The following is a 15033-nucleotide window of genomic DNA, read 5'->3' on the forward strand; positions in this document are numbered from 1 at the left end:
CCGCCCGGCCGCTCGTCTTCCAGATGGCTAGATCAGGGAGAACGATCATGACGATCACCATTACCGCCTTCGAACGCTCGCCCGATCGCGGCAGGGGCCTGGCGCGCGACATGCGCGTTCGCTGGGCGCTCGAAGAAGTGGGGCAGCCCTATGAGGTCCGCCTCGTCTCGTTCAAGGCGATGAGAGAGCCTGCCCATCTGGCGCTTCAGCCTTTCGGGCAGATCCCGACCTATGAGGACGGCGCTCTCGCCCTCTTCGAATCCGGCGCGATCATCCTGCACATCGCCGAACACTATCCGGGCCTGCTGCCTGACGATGCCAACGCCCGCGCCCGCGCCATCGCCTGGATCTTCGCCGCCGTCTCGACGATGGAACCCGTCATCGTCGACCGCGAAACCGCCAGATTCCAGGAAGGCAAGGAGCCCTGGTACGAGGAGCGCCTGGCCTACGTCCACGAGCGCATCCGCAAACGGCTCGGCGAACTCTCAGCCCGGCTCGGCACTGCCGACTGGCTGGACGGCGATTTCAGCGCCGGCGACCTGCAGATGATCTCGGTGCTCTTGAGGCTGGAGGGATCGCCCCTGCTGGAGGAATACCCCAACCTCTGCGCCTATATCGCACGCGGGCAGTTGCGCCCTGCATATAAGCGTGCTTTCGAGGCGCAGAAGGCGGTGTTCCTGGCCATATCGGCTGGCGGGCAATAGGTCCTGCGGGGCCAGTGGGCGGCAAAAGGCATGGCCGTTTTGCGTTATGAGCCGCTCGCGTTGCGATATCCGCGAGCGCGGCGCCCTAAAAGAAGAATCGCCCCTCGGCTTCATAGCCTTCCGGTTTTGGATCAGGAATGGCATGAAGCTTTTCCTTCATGTCAGCTCGAAGATAGGTGTCGAATACATAGCGTCTTCCGCGCCCCATAAGGTACCTGCCCGTTTTCCGCTCGAGCCAGGCGCTGGCGGTCGCGCCGACGAATCTCCGGTATTGGACTCTGTTGGCTAACGGCTTGCTGAGACAGAATGTCTCGCGTTGGTTCCCTGAGGCTTCGGCTTGAGGGTGTTTCGAATGGTCGTAGTTCCACCAGACCGAAACACGCAACTCGCCGTAGCTGATGCTTTCCCAGAGCACCACGGACGGATATCCGGCAATACCGGCAAACAGGTAACCATCCTCGTCGGTTGGACCGTTACCGGCCGGGGCAGCAAGGGATATTCCGCCCTGCTTGATCGCCTCGTTCATTCCCAAGACCAGCAATTTCCGGTAGATGTCCATGAGCCTCTCTCCTGATTAACTGGCAATACCAGTGCATAATTTTGGTTGAGGTGGTGGCAAACGAACGGCCGATCTGGAGGCGCAGCCGTTCTGAAAGATCAAAAATATGCTGAATCTAAAATCGGGCGGCGCATCCGGCGGATCAACCGGCGTGGCTTTGAAGCAGCCAGCGTGAGCAAACCAAACCTGCCGCCTGCCATCTGCAGGGACAACACCTTCGTCCGCCAAGCGTAAGAACTACCCGAGTGGATCTGGGAGCAGCGAGCCGACAAATCGATATTTTCACTGGTCCGGTCAAAGCGCGTGTGTCAGTGTTTTGCAACCGACAAGGCGCGTCTGGCGGTAAAGGTGGCACATGTCGACAATCGAGGTCCCGGGACTGCTGTCGTTCACCATAGCGATCCTCGTGTTCTTCGCCGGCGCGAACCTCAATCGGCTCATCCCTGCCCTCGCCCGCTGGAGCATCCCGGAGGCGGTCACGGGCGGGCTGCTGGCAGCCTTCGTGACGCTTATCGCCTATGAGTTCTTCGACATCGAGATCAGCTTCACGCTTGGCGCACGCGACATGCTGCTGCTTTACTTTTTCACCGGCGTCGGCCTGAACGCGCGGGTCTCCGATCTCCTTGCCGGAGGCAAGCCGTTTCTCATCCTGCTGGCCCTCACGCTTGCGTTTCTCGTGATCCAGAACCTCATCTCCATGGGAGCGGGCGCGGCGCTCGGTCTTCCGCCGGGCATGGCGATCCTTCTCGGCTCGACCTCGCTGATCGGCGGACACGGCACGACGATTGCCTGGGCTCCGATCGTGTCGAGCCGTTTCGGTCTCACGAATGCTCTCGAAATCGGCATATCCAGCGCAACGTTCGGCCTGGTCATCGCCAGCCTCATCGGCGGGCCGATCGCACAATATCTGATTACCCGGAATGGCCTGAGCGGCCCCAAGGACGAGGAGTTGACGATCGGCGTGCCGCGGGATGCCGTTGCCGGCCAGGAAGACGATGTCAGTTACATCAGCCTGTTGCGCACATTGCTGGTCACCAATATTGCAATCATCATCGGCTACGCCCTGCACGAGATCATCCTGGAAGCCGGCATCAATCTGCCGCTCTTCGTCGTCTGTCTGCTGGTCGCCATCGCGATGACGAACAGCATTCCGATCCTGGCGCCGGGCCTGCCTTGGCCGACGCACACCCGCGGTCTGGCACTCATATCCGATCTCTCGCTGAACGTATTCCTGGCGATGTCCTTGATGAGCATGCAGTTGTGGGGCCTGAGCGGGCTCGGCCTTTCGCTGGCGATCGTGCTGGCGGTGCAGACGCTTGCGGCCGTCGTCTACATCATCTTCGTCGTGTTTCCGGCCATGGGGCGCAACTACAATGCGGCGGTCATTTCCGCCGGCTTTAGCGGAATTTCGCTCGGCGCTACTCCCACGGCAATAGCCAACATGACGGCGGTCACCAAAATCCACGGAGCAGCGACCGTCGCATTCATCATCCTGCCGCTCGTCTCCGCATTCTTCATCGATCTTGCAAACGCAGCCGTGCTTGGGTTCCTTGTCCGGTGATTGGTCCTGCGCCCGCTATGCCGTGATGTGAGGAGATCGCAACGGCGGGCTATGCGTGGAACAAAGCTCATCTTGAGCGGGGCCAGCGGTGTTGCCGCCGGCCCCTTATGATGGCCCGTTGATCAATGCGGATAGCGACTGGCTGGCAGGATCGACTCGGCACGAGACCGGTCGGCCGCCATCGACCAGATTTCCTCGGCAAGTACGTCGGGATCGATTGTCGTCAAGCGCGGATCATCGAGCGGCATGCCACTTGCCGCCGCGACTCGAAGGCCGGTGGAGTTGTCGATCATGGCACCGATGTGGAGCATCCCGGCGAACACGCCGCGCGCCTTGATCTCTTCATGGAGGCCGAGGATGTAATTGCGCGTGGCGGCAAAGGCCGGTCCTGGGCCGCTCAATCCGGGCATTGGCGTTACCGCCGAAAGACCGTCCGCGACGATGATCGCCCCATTGCCGCGAGCAAGCATACCCGGCAATACCGCACGGACGACTTCGACTGGAGCCAAGGTCAGGATATTGACGAGTTTCTTGAGCAAGGCGGTCGTCAGATCGACAGCCGGAAGCATACGAAAGCTGCCGACAGGCGCGAAAACGGCGGTGTGAATTGGACCCGACTTACCCTCGATCTTTTCCACCAGAGCCGCGATTGCGTCGATCTCATTGAGATCGCCGGGAAAGGCAGTTGCGTCTATGCCCTGCGCCGACAGCTCGGACACCCTCTGGTCCAGAGACTGGGCGTTGCGGGCGACGAGGGCGACGCGGAATCCGGCCTTTCCATAGCGTCTTGCGACGGAAGCACCCAACCCTGTGCCGGCACCAAAAATCGCGATTGTTTTCTGGTCAGTCATGACATCTCCTGTGGTAGTATGTTTCGCTGACTAGATATGTCTGCCAGACTGCATCGGCACAAGAACGCATAAATTTAGGGCCTGGTCACATGGATTTACCTACCCCGCCGCCGCAACCGGGAACGAGCATGGACTGTCGTTCAATCAGCCAGATGCTTGGCCGCATTGGTGACAAGTGGACGATCATGACGATCACGATGCTGCTCGATGGTCCGAGGAGATTTAACGAACTGCGCCGGCTTATCGGGGGCATCAGCCAGCAGATGCTGACACGCACCTTGCGTGCCCTTGAAAACGATGGTCTCGTTTCCAGAAAGGTCTATCCGACAATCCCGCCTCAGGTGGAATATAGTCTTACCACCCTCGGCAGGTCCCTTGCCGAGCCTTTAACGCAGCTGACGCGCTGGGTTCTGTCGAATATGAATGAAATTGAGCGCAATCGCCTGGAAGCGACCACAGATACCGCCAGATGAGAGCGCCGGGCAACCGGACCTTGCGCCATCGGTGCCTCAGCGCCCCCCGCCCAAAGGCGGCGGAGCCTCCACGAAACAATCGATCAGCATCTCCGTGAGGACGCGGATCTTCCGTGCGGGATGCGGCCCCGCCGGGCGGACGAGATAGATGCCCGCCGGCGGTGGCGGATAGCGGGTCATGACCGGCACCAGCGCGCCGGAAGCGATATACTCATGCGTTACGCCTTCGGGGATCCAGGCTATGCCGAGCCCCGCCAGGGCGGCGGCCGCAAGAGCGAGCGCGTTGTCCGCCTTGAAGCGTCCCCGCGGATGAACCGTGACGATCTCGTCTCCGTCGAGGAATTGCCAGGGTTCCGTTCCCTGCATGAGGGCCTCATGGCCGGCGAGATCCTCCGGCGTCTCGGGGGCGCCATGCCTCCTGATATAGTCCGGGCTTGCGACCAGCTTTCCGTAGAGCGGGCCGATGCGTCTTGCGACCAGGTTGGAATCCGGCAGATAGCCGACCCGGATCGCGCAATCGAAACCCTCGGCGATGAGATCGACGAAGCGATCGCTGTAGGAGGCATGAATGTGCAGTTCAGGATGGCGTTGCGCCATCTGCGCCAGCACGTGTGCGAAGTGGCTGGGGCCGAAGGACAGCGGCACGGCAACACGCAGCCGGCCGCGCAGGTCACCGGAAGGCAGGATCGTTTCCCTGGCCGCGTCGATCTCCGCACCGACCCTTGCCGCATGGTCCCGAAAGGTGATCCCCGCTTCCGTGAGCGCCGCGCCGCGTGTCGTCCGTGCCAGAAGCTGGACGCCGAGTTCGGCTTCGAGCCGGATGAGCCGCCGGCTGACCATCGACTTGGAGATGCCGAGCCGCCGCGCGGCGGGCGAAACACCCCCGGCATCGGCAACTTCGACGAATGTCCTGAGATCTTCGATTTCCAATTCAGCGTTCCCCATTCCGCGACACAGCTTGGCACTGTTGCAGGCTACCGTAACGGAAACAGGAATGACAGTCTCCACTTCGCAGGCGGCGCGGCTGTCAGCGCATGTCTGCCCTGGTTTCGAGACATCGATCCAAACCGAATTCACACACAAAACGGCAGCAGAGGATCTATTCATGACCTTTCGTAATGGCCTTGCCTCGCTTCTTCGTCCCGAAGATTCCGTCCTCGTTCTGATCGACCACCAGCCCTACCAGCTCGCAAACCTGAACAGCCACGATCCGCAAGCTGTGGTCAACAACACGACCGCGCTGGCGAAGCTGGCAAAAGCCTTCAATGTTCCGACCATTCTCACCAGCGTGATCGCGGCGCGCGGTGGATTTCTCTTCAAGCAGATCACCGACGTATTTCCGGACCAGGACGTCATCGATCGCACCTGGGTGAACACCTGGCAGGACGAGAATGTAGTAAACGTCGTCAAGGCGACCGGCCGCAAGCAGCTGATTATCGCCGGCCTGTGGACCGAGGTCTGCGTCGCAATGCCTGTCATCCAGGCCGCCGGCGAAGGCTGGGACGTGACCGTGATCACCGACGCGTCGGGCGGGGTTTCGAAGGAGTCTCACGACGTTGCCGTCCAGCGAATGATCGCGGCCGGCGCGAACCCGATGACCGTGATGGCGCTCGCTGGCGAATGGCAACGCGATTGGGCGCGCACCGAGCATGTCGAGGAGCTGACCGAGATTCTCATCCAGCACTTCGCCGGCAGCGGCATCGCCTATCTCTGGGAACAGCAGCTCCTCAATACGCCGGTGCCTGCTGCATAATTCCTTAAATCGGAATCGATTTAAGGACAAAATTATGCAGAAACTCAAAGTGTTACAGCGTCCTTTGCGCGACGCGCGGCGCTGTAATAACGCAGGCTGATGTGAGCGGGGATGACGGGAACCCGAATGAAGCGATACGAAAACGTTCGTCGCTTATCCGAGGCTCGTCATCCCCATCAGTTGGACGGGAGCGCTTCAATACGAAACTGCCGGGGTCCCAGACGCCGGCCATCCCCGGCAGCAAGCTGAAGCTTCTGCAAGGGCTGTCCGTTCAGGCTGTCCACGATTGCATAGTTCAGTTCACCCTCCGCAAAGCAATGCTCCTCCCCCCATTGCCAGAGAGCAACGAGGACCACACTCAGCTCGTAGCCTTTCGGCGTCAGAAGATAGAGATGGCTGAGTGCGGAGTCGGGGTCCGGCTCCACGGTAAATATCCCCTCCTCCACGAGCTTTCGCAGACGAACCGACAGGATGTTCTTTGCGAGCCCGAGGCTCTTCTGGAATTCGGAAAACCGTCGAAGCCCCTTGAAAGCCTCCCTGATGATGAGGAGCGACCACCAATCTCCGACGGCCTGCAGAGAACGCGCGATCCCGCACTGGGCGTTCCCCATGTCAGTTCGCTTGCCCTTCATTGTCTCGCCTTTCATCCGAATAATGGTTGCAAAGTTAAACCACTTGGAGATAGATGTCGATAGGTTTCAAAATTAAACCTTTATGATCATCACGAACAGGAGGGTCTTGGATTGACCGACCTATTGGATCTCGCAATCGAAGCGCATGGCGGCCTGCAACGCTGGCAGCAGATCGAGCAATTGCATGCGCATATCAAGGTTGGCGGCGCGGTCTGGCATGTGAAGGACTGGCCGGATGTCTATGCCGACATCCACACGTCGGTCTCCACCCGTCGTCCGCACACCGAATTCACCCCCTTCCTGCAGGAAGGACAACATTGCGTCTGGGAGCCGGAGCGGACGGCCATCGTTGCTGACAGCGGCGACGTCGTCGAGCAACGCGTCGCGCCGCGTTCCTTCTTCGAAGGGCATACGATCACCACGCCCTGGGACCGGCAGCATCTGATCTATTTCACCGGCTATGCCATGTGGACCTATCTGACGACGCCGTTCCTCTTCACGCTTCCCGGTTTCAGGACGGAGGAGATCGAGCCGTGGCAGGAAGAGGATGAAATCTGGCGCCGGCTGCAGGTAACCTTCCCGTCAACCATCCCCAGCCATTCCACCGTGCAGACCTTCTATTTCAATGCGGACGGTCTGCTGCGGCGCCATGACTACAGCGTCGACATCATGGGCGGCACCAGGAGCGCCAACTATGCAAGCGACGTCAGGAGTTTCACCGGTCTGATGATCCCGACGAAGCGCAGGGTTTACGCAACCGGTCCGGACAACCGGCCCATCCTCGATCGGGTCGCTGTCTCGATCGACCTGCTCGACGTCGGCATCGAGCCGTAGCGGCCGGCTGAGCTCAGGAATTCGCTGCGTTGAATGAAGAATCTGCGGAAATCTCGCAGACGACGCCATCCGCGTTATAGGAAATGACCGACTGGCCATTCAGTTCAGAGGCGAGCAGGCGCTCGATCAAAAGCGAACCGAAGCCCTTCCTGGCGGGAGGGCGCACCGTCGGTCCGCCTCTTTCCATCCAGCGGAACCTCAGCCCGGAGTCATCCTGCTCCCACGCGATCGAAACCCGTCCGTCCGGCACGGAAAGGGCGCCATACTTCGCGGCATTTGTCGCAAGCTCGTGAAGCGCCAGTGAAAAAGCCACGACTGCCTTGGCGGGCAGCAGGACGGAACCTCCCGTCACCTCGAATTTCTCGGACGCGAAGGGCGAAAGCGCCTGCTCGACCACCGAGCGTAAATCCGCTTGCTGCCACCCGCCGTGGGTCAGCAGATCATGGGCGCGGCCGAGAGATGCCAGGCGCGCGCCGAAGGTCTCGACGTCGGCCTGGTTCGCCTCGCTCCGCCCGAACGTCTGCCGCGCTATCGCACTTACGGTTGCGAGCACATTCTTGACCCTGTGGTTAAGCTCGCCGACGAGCATCGCCTGAAGGCGCTCCGCCTCCTTGCGAGCCGAAATGTCATGTGCCATTTTCGAGGCGCCGACGGCGCGTCCCGCACTGTCGAAAATGGGCGAAACGCTGAGGAGAACATCCACCAGCCCCCCGTCCTTTCGCACTCTGACCGTCTCATAGGGCTCGACGATCAGGCCGGCAGCGATCCGCCCGAGAATGGCAGGCTCCTCATGCTTGCGGTCATCGGGGACCAGCATAAGCACGGATTGCCCGATCGCCTCGGCTTCGTCATAGCCGTAGAGCTTCTTTGCTGCCGCATTCCAACTCGTGATCTTCATGTCGAGATCGATGCCCATGATCGCATCGTTCGAAGACGCGATCATCGATGCCAGATGGGCTTCCACCTCGCGCACCCGTCTGCGCTCGGTTATGTCGACGATGATCGCGGCAGCCTGCTTGATCCGGCCCGTTTCGTCCCGGATGGGAAAGACCGAGTTTGCCACCCAGAGGAGTTCGCCATCCTTCCGGACATAACGCTTTTCGATATCGAAGCTCTCGCCGGTCTCGACCATGTGCTGGTAGCGCCGCAGATTTTCGGCGCGGTCGTCCTCGAACGTGATGTCCTTTATTGTCATACCCACGAGCTCTTCGGCGGAATAACCGATAAGCTCGCATAAACGCTGGTTCACGCTGAGAATCCGCCCGCTTAGATCGGCCTGTGCGATGCCGGCAGCCGACTGGGTATAAATCGCTCGCAGGCGTTGCTCGCTCTCGCGCAACGCAGCTTCGCTGCGGACTCTGTCGGTCGTCTCGTTGACGATGCAGAGAACGCCTCGAATCTGCCCCTGCTCGTCACGGACCGGCGAATAGGAAATGTCGAAATAGACGGTTTCCGGAACGCCATATCGCTCCAGGTAGAAGGGGCGGTCCTTGGCGACGACAGTTTCTCCGCCATCGAGAACACGGCTCAGAAGAGGCTCGAGATCGTCCCAAAGCTCGCTCCAGTTTTCCCGCGCCGGCCGGCCGAAGGCCCGTGGATGCTTGTCGCCGATCGTCGGCGCATAGGCATCGTTATAGAGCGCCACGAAATCCCTGCCCCAGAACAGGACGATCTCGGCCTGCGCGGGAAGCATGATATCGACGGCAGATTTCAGGCAGTTCGGCCATTGGTCCATCGGACCGAGACTGGTCTGCGACCAGTCCGTCGCGGACAACAACCCAGCCATTTCTCCGCCCATCATCGATCCTTTGCCCCCCGGCATCTTGCCAGCGTGATTTCCTGAGCAATTCAGGGCCTACGCCAGCCCCATCAATCGGCCGAAGCAAAAACTTAGTGCACAACCAATGATGCGCAAGGGCGCATATACGACATGGGGTCTGGAGCCCGAAAAAAACCGCCCAGAAACGGAAAATGGCTAATGAGCGCTCGACGGTTGCCAGCACCGCAGAGTTTCAGAATAACCATGGCGGCGCAATGCCGACCTGTCGGAGCCTAGCGCATCGCATTCCGCGTCGGGATCAGTCTGCCGATGCAGCCCTGTGGATGACGATCTGCATGGGGATGGGGTGAATGTCGCCCCGCGGCTGGAGCATCCTAATGCGCGAACGGCCCCACGTCCTCCTGCTCTGCCACCGGCACGACGATGCCGGAATAGAGGATGGGCGATCCGCCGTGATCGCGAAAGGCCCGGCCGAAGGCGGCGACCATCCGGTACCGCCCGTCCCTGCCCTCTACGCGATAGGTGCTCTGTTGTGCGATATCGGCAACGAGCACTTCCGAGATCTTCTTTGCCAGTTGCGGCCGGTCATCGGGATGGACACGCGCAAGATAGTCCTCCAGCGGCAGGCCGCGCACCGTGGCGGCAGGGTCGAGGCCGAAAAGCTCGGCGAGCGCGCTGTCTGCGAAGACGAGGTTCCTGACAATGTCCCAAGTATAGATTCCCGCATCGCAGGCTGCTTCTTCGAATATCTCGAACGAATGAACGGATTTCCCAGTCATTGCCTGAATGTTCCCGCGATTATTATCGTATAAACTAAAGGTTTGCCGGATAACTTCAAGCTGGGATTGACCACAATGCGGCGCAGGTCGCCGGCGCATTCAGTCCGCGACCTCAAGATGATGCCGTGTTTTCGCGACCGACTTTTGTGACTTGCGACGAACGGCGGCCAGAATTGGCGTAGGCTCGTTTCTATTTCAGATTCGACGGTCGCAAATGATGGCGCAATCTGGCATTCTCCAGGTCACAATCATCAACCGGAGGGTACAGCAATGAGCGATTGCCAGGAACACAACCATTTTGATGGCCCTCAGATGCAGGGAGCGCATTACGAGCGCGCCGATATGTCAGGCGCCAATTTCGATGGCGTAAACCTCGCGGACGCACGGTTTTACGCTGTTTTGACCAAGGCAAGATTCACGGACACCAATTTAAGCGAAGCGGTTTTTGACGATATCACCCTTGCAGACGCGCGCTTCAATAACGTCAATCTGTCTGGAGCGGCCATCACGAATGCAAACCTGTCGCGACTGACCATAAGCGGCGTCACGTTGGCAGATTCGGACATCAAGGATGCCGATTTGACTGGAATGCGGATCAACGGCGTTCTCGTGACCGATCTGTTCATGGCCTATGAACAGGCGAAAGCCTGAAAGCCATTGACTCCCGCGCCAGGGAACGTGCGCGGTCAGTTTACCCCGGCCATCCGATCAGCCCAGCCCCTCCTCTGCCAATGCCCTGATCACGCAGGGCCGCGCCCGCATGTGCTCGAAGAACCTGCGCAGTGCCTCCGGCAGGTCGACGCCGCTCCTGGGTGCGGCCATCAGCACCCAGAACAGGTAGCAATCGGCAATCGTCATCTCGTCGCTGACGAGGAATTTCTTATCGCCCATCTGGTCGGCAAGGATTGCAAAGGCCTGCGCGAGCCTTTCGCGGGCACGCTCCTTCTCGGGCTCCGGGAAATTCCTGAAGAAGGGCTGGTAACGGGAATGGATCTCGGACGACATGAAGGCGAGCGCCTCGAGCGCCCGCCAGCGAACGATGCCGTCTTTGGGCAAGAGCTTGCCGCTCGTCTCGGCGATATAGGTCAGGATGACCTGGTTCTCCGTCAGGATCGTTCCGTCCTCCAGTTCGAGCGTCGGAATGTAGCCCTTGGGATTGATCGACAGGAAATCGCGGCCGTCCTCCGTCTTCTTGCCATGGTCGATGCTGATGAGACGATAGGAAAGCCCGGCCTCGATGAGCGCGATATGATCGGCAAGGCTGCAGGCGCCCGGATAGTAGATGAGGTTCATGTTGGTCTCCTGGTGGCAGACCCATCTCTTCGAAGACAAGGTCTGGAATGTTGACCACGGCCATTTATGGGACCTAAAATTATCCGTCAAAAGCATATCTTTGGGAGCTGGTCAGATGGATGTGACCGCCAGGCCGACAGCGGCAGACTGCAAGGGCGTCAGCGAGATCCTGAGCCGCGTCGGCGACAAGTGGACGATCCAGGTCGTCGTCGCACTTCGGCTGGGTGCGCTGCGCTTCAACGGCCTCAAGCGGCAGGTCGGCGGCATTTCGCAGCAGATGCTGACGCGGACGCTGAAGACGCTGGAGCGCGACGGCATGATCGCAAGAACCGTTCACCCCAGCACGCCGCCGCAGGTCGAATATACGCTGACCCCGCTCGGTCTCTCCCTGTCGGAAACCGTGCGCCACCTCGCCGACTGGGCGGCTGCGCATACGGAAAACATCAGGGATAACCGCCTGCGCTACGACACCGATCACGCATGAAACGATCTGCGTCGCCGACCCGTGCAGCGCCTGCCCGAAGTCATCCGCTCCATGACGTGCTAGAGTATCCTCAATTCCCGCTCCTCGGCGCAGATCGCGGCGAGGAAATCGATGAACTGCCGCACGCGGGAGGGCATGCGCCGTCCGGCAACGGTAACAGCGTTGATCGGAAAGGGCGGCGGCGCATGCTGGTCCAGAATTCGTATAACCTCGCCGGAGGCCAGCACATCCGTGAACAGCCAGCTCGCGTGGTGGGATATGCCGAGACCTGCGAGGACCGCGCCGCGGACATGCTCGGAATCGTTCGTGCGGAACGCTCCGCTGCCGTCGAGCGTGACCAGTCGGCCGTCTACCTGGAAGCCCCACCCGACGATGTCTCCCTGGTAGACATAGCCGATCCGCTGGTGGATTCGCAGTTCGTCCAGCGTCTGCGGGGTGCCGTGTTGGGCAAGATAGCCGGCAGAGGCCAGCGTTATCATCCGCATGTCGCCGATCCGCCGGGCGACGAGCGCTGAATCCGAAAGCCGACCGATGCGGATCGCGACGTCTATTCCCTCCTCGATAAGGTCAACGTGCCGCCCGGAGACTTCCATCTCGATCGCGACATCGGGGAAATGGTTCCTGAAATCCGCGAGCCGCGGGATGACGAACATCCGCCCGAATGCTGGTGGGAGCGTCACGCGGACCAGCCCCGAGGGAGCCGACTGCCCTTCAAGGAGCCTCTCTTCGATGAAGTCGAGATCCTGAAGGATACGGATGGTGGCCTCGTAATATTCCTGTCCTGCGGGCGTTACGGCAAGGGCGCGCGAACTTCTCGCGAGGAGTTGCGTCCCGAGTCGCGCTTCCAGCGCAGCGAGCTGTTTGCTGACCGTGGGTTGGCTGACGTTCAGGTCTCGCGCTGCCTGCGAAAAGCTTCCGCTTTCGACCACACGCACGAACATCCGCATCGCATCCAGCTTGTCCATCCCTCGAATCCCGACCCGGCAAGCAGCCATCACGATGAATTCCAATAGAGAATAGATGGCATTCGTCAAGTATGGATGCCATTCGCCAGCGGAATATGGGAATTGATGGCCGCCGCCCATTTACGGCCTGGAAGCGAAAGGAACAGTTATGACAATCAAGATCTATGGTGATGCGGGCTCGGGCAGTCTGCGTCGCGTGAACGCCGCTGCGAAGATCATGGGCATTGAGCTCGAACGCGTTACCGTTGACCTCTTCAAGGGCGAGAGCCAAACCGACGCGTTCAAATCGCGTCTCAATCCTCACGGTCTGACGCCGGTTCTCGAAGATGGAGACATCATCATCTATGAGGCCTCGGCAATCAATCTGTACCTGGCCGACAAGGTGAATTCGCCATTGGTGGGCACCACGCAGGAGGAGCGCTTCCAGGTTCTTCAGTGGATGTTCTGGTCGGGCGAGCAGTGGCGCACCTTCACCACCACGATTTTCGATGAGCGCGTGGGGAAGACGGTCATGGGTGTCGCGAAGAACGAATCCCTCATCACATTCGCCGAGGGTAAGATCCGCGCTGCAGCTGATGTACTCGACCGGCATCTTGAAGGCCGTAAATTCATGGTTGGCAATGCGTTGACCTTTGCCGATATCGATATCGCGGCTCCCTTCTCCCAGATCGATCGTGCAAGGTTTCCGTTCAAGGAATATCCAAACCTGATCGCCTGGCACGACAATCTTCTCCAGTCGTTCCCAGCGTGGGCGGAGACGAAGGCTGAGGTAGACAACCGTATGGAAAGCTTCCTGGCGAGCGTCGGCGTGAAGCTATAATTTCCGGCCCTCCGTCCTGGCCAGCGCGCGTATGATGATGGTGTGCCTTCCGCCGCTGAAATAGCGCCCGGACGGCGGCCTGCCCTTTCCGATATCAGGGAAACGGACAGGCCGCTCACCACCCGATCCCTGCCTCACGGATTGACGACCCTTACGAGGTCACGGCCGCTTCGCTCATCGGGCGACGGCTTCTGAGCAAAAGCAGGACGAGGATGGCGCTGCAGGAGCAAAGCAGGCACAGCATCAGTACCGCCCTGCTGCCGAGACTGGTCATCAGGGAGATCAGGACCGGGGGAGAGATCGCCGAGATCCAGTTCAATGGCAGGGCGATCCGCGAGAGCGCCTTTGCGAACTCTCCCTTGTCATAGAAGACAAGCGGAATGGTTGACCTTGCGACGGCAAGCGCCCCGCTGCTGACGCCATAGAGAACCAGGAAGATGGCGATGGCCGTCGCCGAGCCCTGGGCGACCTGGAGAATGATCAGCGATAGGCACAGGATTGCCGATGAGGCGACACCGATCGTCACGCCGTCCCACCGTTTTTCTCCGACGATATTCAGCCCCCGGGCGAAGATCTGCACGATGCCGAGCGCGGAGCCGTAAGCGAGCGCCTGCGCCGGGTTCAGGCCCTCGGCCTTCAGGAGCTCGATCAGAATGGAGCTGAAGCCGAATGTGATGAACGCGTTGAGCGCGATGGCCGCGACGATGAGATAAAAGGTCCGGTCATGGGCTTTTGCCGAACGCCGATATGTCGCCGCCGTGATCTCCACCGCGGCCTTGTTCCTGCGCGGCAGGCCGAAGACGTAGAGCGGCAGGCAGACCACGATCATGACCGCCGCATAGGCTTGGCACGTGCCGCGCCAGCCGATGTCCTGCGACAGGAAGGACGTCAGAGGCCAGAATACCGTGCCGAACAGGCCCGAAACCAATGCCAGCCCCCCCAATCGCGCGTGCGGCTTTCCGCCCGGCGATCTCGTTGAGAAGGATATGCGCCGGCGTGGTGAGGCTGGCGCTTCCTGCAGCACCCAGAACCAGCCAGCCCAGGAAATAGCTGATGGGCGAATGCGACAGTGACACAAGCGTCAGGCCGAAGGCCGACATGATCGTTCCGGCGATCATCACAGGGCGCGCCCCGATGCTGGTAAAAAGCCGCGAGAGGAACGGCGCGCAGGCACCCATCGTAACGTAGAAAACGGTGGTCCCCACAAAGACCGTCGATATATCGATTCTGAGATCCGCCGCCATGTCCCGGCTGACGACCGCCGGGAAACTGACCGCGCCCCACCCGATCAGCTGGGCGATCGAGAGGACGATCAGGGGCAGCAAGATCACCCTTTCCGATCCGGACTTGTTCATAAATGCGTTCCTGATTTGCAATTGCAAATCACTAGCAATTAAACTCCTTCAGTTTTATGACAGCGAGTCCTGCATTAGAGCAAAACCAGCCGATTTCGCGGCTCGGGCCGATTCCTGGCACCCGCGCTCCATCCGGCTTTCCTGACCGCACGCCTTCACCTACAATCCCCTCTGGACACAGGGGGATTCC

Annotated in this window: 18 protein-coding genes; 8 read left to right on the forward strand and 10 right to left on the reverse strand. The window is 60.2% G+C overall.

Features of this window, described 5'->3' with window-relative positions; translation table 11 throughout:
• The first annotated feature begins 47 nt into the window (after positions 1 to 47).
• Positions 48 to 704 carry a glutathione S-transferase family protein gene (locus ACK9YZ_RS10845; protein ID WP_416066595.1) on the forward strand — a complete coding sequence of 219 codons (657 nt, stop codon included), beginning with the start codon at positions 48 to 50 and terminating at the stop codon, positions 702 to 704.
• An 85-nt stretch (positions 705 to 789) separates the two neighbouring features.
• On the opposite strand, the gene ACK9YZ_RS10850 is transcribed toward ACK9YZ_RS10845, so the two are convergent.
• A complete protein-coding gene (locus tag ACK9YZ_RS10850) occupies positions 790 to 1263 on the reverse strand; it encodes a hypothetical protein (protein ID WP_416066596.1) in 474 nt (157 codons plus the stop codon).
• 355 nt (positions 1264 to 1618) lie between these two features.
• On the opposite strand from ACK9YZ_RS10850, the gene gltS reads away from it, so the two are divergent.
• Entirely contained in the window at positions 1619 to 2824 is a 1206-nt protein-coding gene (gene gltS / locus ACK9YZ_RS10855) for a sodium/glutamate symporter (protein WP_416066597.1), read from the forward strand.
• A gap of 122 nt (positions 2825 to 2946) precedes the next feature.
• Here gltS and ACK9YZ_RS10860 read toward each other — a convergent pair whose 3' ends face one another.
• Positions 2947 to 3675 carry an SDR family NAD(P)-dependent oxidoreductase gene (locus tag ACK9YZ_RS10860; RefSeq protein ID WP_416066598.1) on the reverse strand — a complete coding sequence of 243 codons (729 nt, stop codon included), beginning with the start codon at positions 3673 to 3675 and terminating at the stop codon, positions 2947 to 2949.
• Positions 3676 to 3803: 128 nt separating this feature from the next.
• Here ACK9YZ_RS10860 and ACK9YZ_RS10865 point away from each other — a divergent pair, with 128 nt between their 5' ends.
• Positions 3804 to 4148, forward strand: coding sequence for a winged helix-turn-helix transcriptional regulator (locus tag ACK9YZ_RS10865; protein WP_416066599.1), 345 nt, complete (start codon positions 3804 to 3806; stop codon positions 4146 to 4148).
• Between the two features lie 36 nt (positions 4149 to 4184).
• Here ACK9YZ_RS10865 and ACK9YZ_RS10870 read toward each other — a convergent pair whose 3' ends face one another.
• The gene (locus tag ACK9YZ_RS10870) at positions 4185 to 5078 is read right to left on the reverse strand and encodes a LysR family transcriptional regulator (protein WP_416066600.1); all 894 of its coding nucleotides are present in this window, start codon (positions 5076 to 5078) and stop codon (positions 4185 to 4187) included.
• Positions 5079 to 5253: 175 nt separating this feature from the next.
• On the opposite strand from ACK9YZ_RS10870, the gene ACK9YZ_RS10875 reads away from it, so the two are divergent.
• On the forward strand, positions 5254 to 5901 hold the full coding sequence (locus tag ACK9YZ_RS10875; protein WP_416066601.1) for a hydrolase: 648 nt from the start codon (positions 5254 to 5256) through the stop codon (positions 5899 to 5901).
• A gap of 176 nt (positions 5902 to 6077) precedes the next feature.
• Here ACK9YZ_RS10875 and ACK9YZ_RS10880 read toward each other — a convergent pair whose 3' ends face one another.
• A complete protein-coding gene (locus ACK9YZ_RS10880) occupies positions 6078 to 6533 on the reverse strand; it encodes a winged helix-turn-helix transcriptional regulator (protein WP_416066602.1) in 456 nt (151 codons plus the stop codon).
• A gap of 111 nt (positions 6534 to 6644) precedes the next feature.
• Between ACK9YZ_RS10880 and ACK9YZ_RS10885 the strand changes: the two genes are divergently transcribed.
• Complete coding sequence (locus tag ACK9YZ_RS10885) at positions 6645 to 7367, forward strand: hypothetical protein (protein ID WP_416066603.1); 723 nt, start codon at positions 6645 to 6647, stop codon at positions 7365 to 7367.
• Between the two features lie 13 nt (positions 7368 to 7380).
• Here the strand turns inward: ACK9YZ_RS10885 and ACK9YZ_RS10890 are convergent, their stop codons facing one another.
• Complete coding sequence (locus ACK9YZ_RS10890) at positions 7381 to 9153, reverse strand: PAS domain S-box protein (RefSeq protein WP_216758595.1); 1773 nt, start codon at positions 9151 to 9153, stop codon at positions 7381 to 7383.
• A 368-nt stretch (positions 9154 to 9521) separates the two neighbouring features.
• Positions 9522 to 9926, reverse strand: a complete 405-nt coding sequence (locus tag ACK9YZ_RS10895; protein ID WP_216758596.1) for a PAS domain-containing protein — start codon at positions 9924 to 9926, stop codon at positions 9522 to 9524.
• 270 nt (positions 9927 to 10196) lie between these two features.
• Here ACK9YZ_RS10895 and ACK9YZ_RS10900 point away from each other — a divergent pair, with 270 nt between their 5' ends.
• On the forward strand, positions 10197 to 10577 hold the full coding sequence (locus tag ACK9YZ_RS10900) for a pentapeptide repeat-containing protein (RefSeq protein WP_216758597.1): 381 nt from the start codon (positions 10197 to 10199) through the stop codon (positions 10575 to 10577).
• A gap of 57 nt (positions 10578 to 10634) precedes the next feature.
• Here ACK9YZ_RS10900 and ACK9YZ_RS10905 read toward each other — a convergent pair whose 3' ends face one another.
• Positions 10635 to 11219 carry a glutathione binding-like protein gene (locus tag ACK9YZ_RS10905; RefSeq protein ID WP_416066604.1) on the reverse strand — a complete coding sequence of 195 codons (585 nt, stop codon included), beginning with the start codon at positions 11217 to 11219 and terminating at the stop codon, positions 10635 to 10637.
• A 115-nt stretch (positions 11220 to 11334) separates the two neighbouring features.
• Between ACK9YZ_RS10905 and ACK9YZ_RS10910 the strand changes: the two genes are divergently transcribed.
• Positions 11335 to 11703: a winged helix-turn-helix transcriptional regulator gene (locus ACK9YZ_RS10910; protein WP_416066605.1), complete on the forward strand. Its 369-nt coding sequence runs from the start codon at positions 11335 to 11337 to the stop codon at positions 11701 to 11703.
• A gap of 59 nt (positions 11704 to 11762) precedes the next feature.
• Here ACK9YZ_RS10910 and ACK9YZ_RS10915 read toward each other — a convergent pair whose 3' ends face one another.
• Positions 11763 to 12668, reverse strand: a complete 906-nt coding sequence (locus ACK9YZ_RS10915) for a LysR substrate-binding domain-containing protein (RefSeq protein ID WP_416066606.1) — start codon at positions 12666 to 12668, stop codon at positions 11763 to 11765.
• A gap of 148 nt (positions 12669 to 12816) precedes the next feature.
• On the opposite strand from ACK9YZ_RS10915, the gene ACK9YZ_RS10920 reads away from it, so the two are divergent.
• On the forward strand, positions 12817 to 13488 hold the full coding sequence (locus ACK9YZ_RS10920) for a glutathione S-transferase family protein (protein ID WP_416066607.1): 672 nt from the start codon (positions 12817 to 12819) through the stop codon (positions 13486 to 13488).
• Between the two features lie 151 nt (positions 13489 to 13639).
• On the opposite strand, the gene ACK9YZ_RS10925 is transcribed toward ACK9YZ_RS10920, so the two are convergent.
• The gene (locus ACK9YZ_RS10925; protein ID WP_416066608.1) at positions 13640 to 14317 is read right to left on the reverse strand and encodes a hypothetical protein; all 678 of its coding nucleotides are present in this window, start codon (positions 14315 to 14317) and stop codon (positions 13640 to 13642) included.
• The gene (locus tag ACK9YZ_RS10930; protein ID WP_416066609.1) at positions 14211 to 14843 is read right to left on the reverse strand and encodes an MFS transporter; all 633 of its coding nucleotides are present in this window, start codon (positions 14841 to 14843) and stop codon (positions 14211 to 14213) included. Before ACK9YZ_RS10930 ends, ACK9YZ_RS10925 begins: the two co-directional genes overlap by 107 nt.
• Positions 14844 to 15033: the final 190 nt, after the last annotated feature.

Origin of the sequence: Rhizobium sp. ZK1 (genome assembly GCF_047782645.1) — a bacterium.
Taxonomy (GTDB): domain Bacteria; phylum Pseudomonadota; class Alphaproteobacteria; order Rhizobiales; family Rhizobiaceae; genus Rhizobium.

What these genes read in the sequence shown, in the direction of transcription:
- ACK9YZ_RS10845 (WP_416066595.1), top strand. Translation starts at nt 48, where the DNA reads ATGACGATCACCATTACCGCCTTCGAACGCTCGCCCGATCGCGGCAGG.
- ACK9YZ_RS10850 (WP_416066596.1), bottom strand. Translation starts at nt 1,263, where the DNA reads ATGGACATCTACCGGAAATTGCTGGTCTTGGGAATGAACGAGGCGATC.
- gltS (WP_416066597.1), top strand. Translation starts at nt 1,619, where the DNA reads ATGTCGACAATCGAGGTCCCGGGACTGCTGTCGTTCACCATAGCGATC.
- ACK9YZ_RS10860 (WP_416066598.1), bottom strand. Translation starts at nt 3,675, where the DNA reads ATGACTGACCAGAAAACAATCGCGATTTTTGGTGCCGGCACAGGGTTG.
- ACK9YZ_RS10865 (WP_416066599.1), top strand. Translation starts at nt 3,804, where the DNA reads ATGGACTGTCGTTCAATCAGCCAGATGCTTGGCCGCATTGGTGACAAG.
- ACK9YZ_RS10875 (WP_416066601.1), top strand. Translation starts at nt 5,254, where the DNA reads ATGACCTTTCGTAATGGCCTTGCCTCGCTTCTTCGTCCCGAAGATTCC.
- ACK9YZ_RS10880 (WP_416066602.1), bottom strand. Translation starts at nt 6,533, where the DNA reads ATGAAGGGCAAGCGAACTGACATGGGGAACGCCCAGTGCGGGATCGCG.
- ACK9YZ_RS10890 (WP_216758595.1), bottom strand. Translation starts at nt 9,153, where the DNA reads ATGGCTGGGTTGTTGTCCGCGACGGACTGGTCGCAGACCAGTCTCGGT.
- ACK9YZ_RS10895 (WP_216758596.1), bottom strand. Translation starts at nt 9,926, where the DNA reads ATGACTGGGAAATCCGTTCATTCGTTCGAGATATTCGAAGAAGCAGCC.
- ACK9YZ_RS10900 (WP_216758597.1), top strand. Translation starts at nt 10,197, where the DNA reads ATGAGCGATTGCCAGGAACACAACCATTTTGATGGCCCTCAGATGCAG.
- ACK9YZ_RS10905 (WP_416066604.1), bottom strand. Translation starts at nt 11,219, where the DNA reads ATGAACCTCATCTACTATCCGGGCGCCTGCAGCCTTGCCGATCATATC.
- ACK9YZ_RS10910 (WP_416066605.1), top strand. Translation starts at nt 11,335, where the DNA reads ATGGATGTGACCGCCAGGCCGACAGCGGCAGACTGCAAGGGCGTCAGC.
- ACK9YZ_RS10915 (WP_416066606.1), bottom strand. Translation starts at nt 12,668, where the DNA reads ATGGACAAGCTGGATGCGATGCGGATGTTCGTGCGTGTGGTCGAAAGC.
- ACK9YZ_RS10920 (WP_416066607.1), top strand. Translation starts at nt 12,817, where the DNA reads ATGACAATCAAGATCTATGGTGATGCGGGCTCGGGCAGTCTGCGTCGC.
- ACK9YZ_RS10925 (WP_416066608.1), bottom strand. Translation starts at nt 14,317, where the DNA reads ATGATCGTGGTCTGCCTGCCGCTCTACGTCTTCGGCCTGCCGCGCAGG.
- ACK9YZ_RS10930 (WP_416066609.1), bottom strand. Translation starts at nt 14,843, where the DNA reads ATGAACAAGTCCGGATCGGAAAGGGTGATCTTGCTGCCCCTGATCGTC.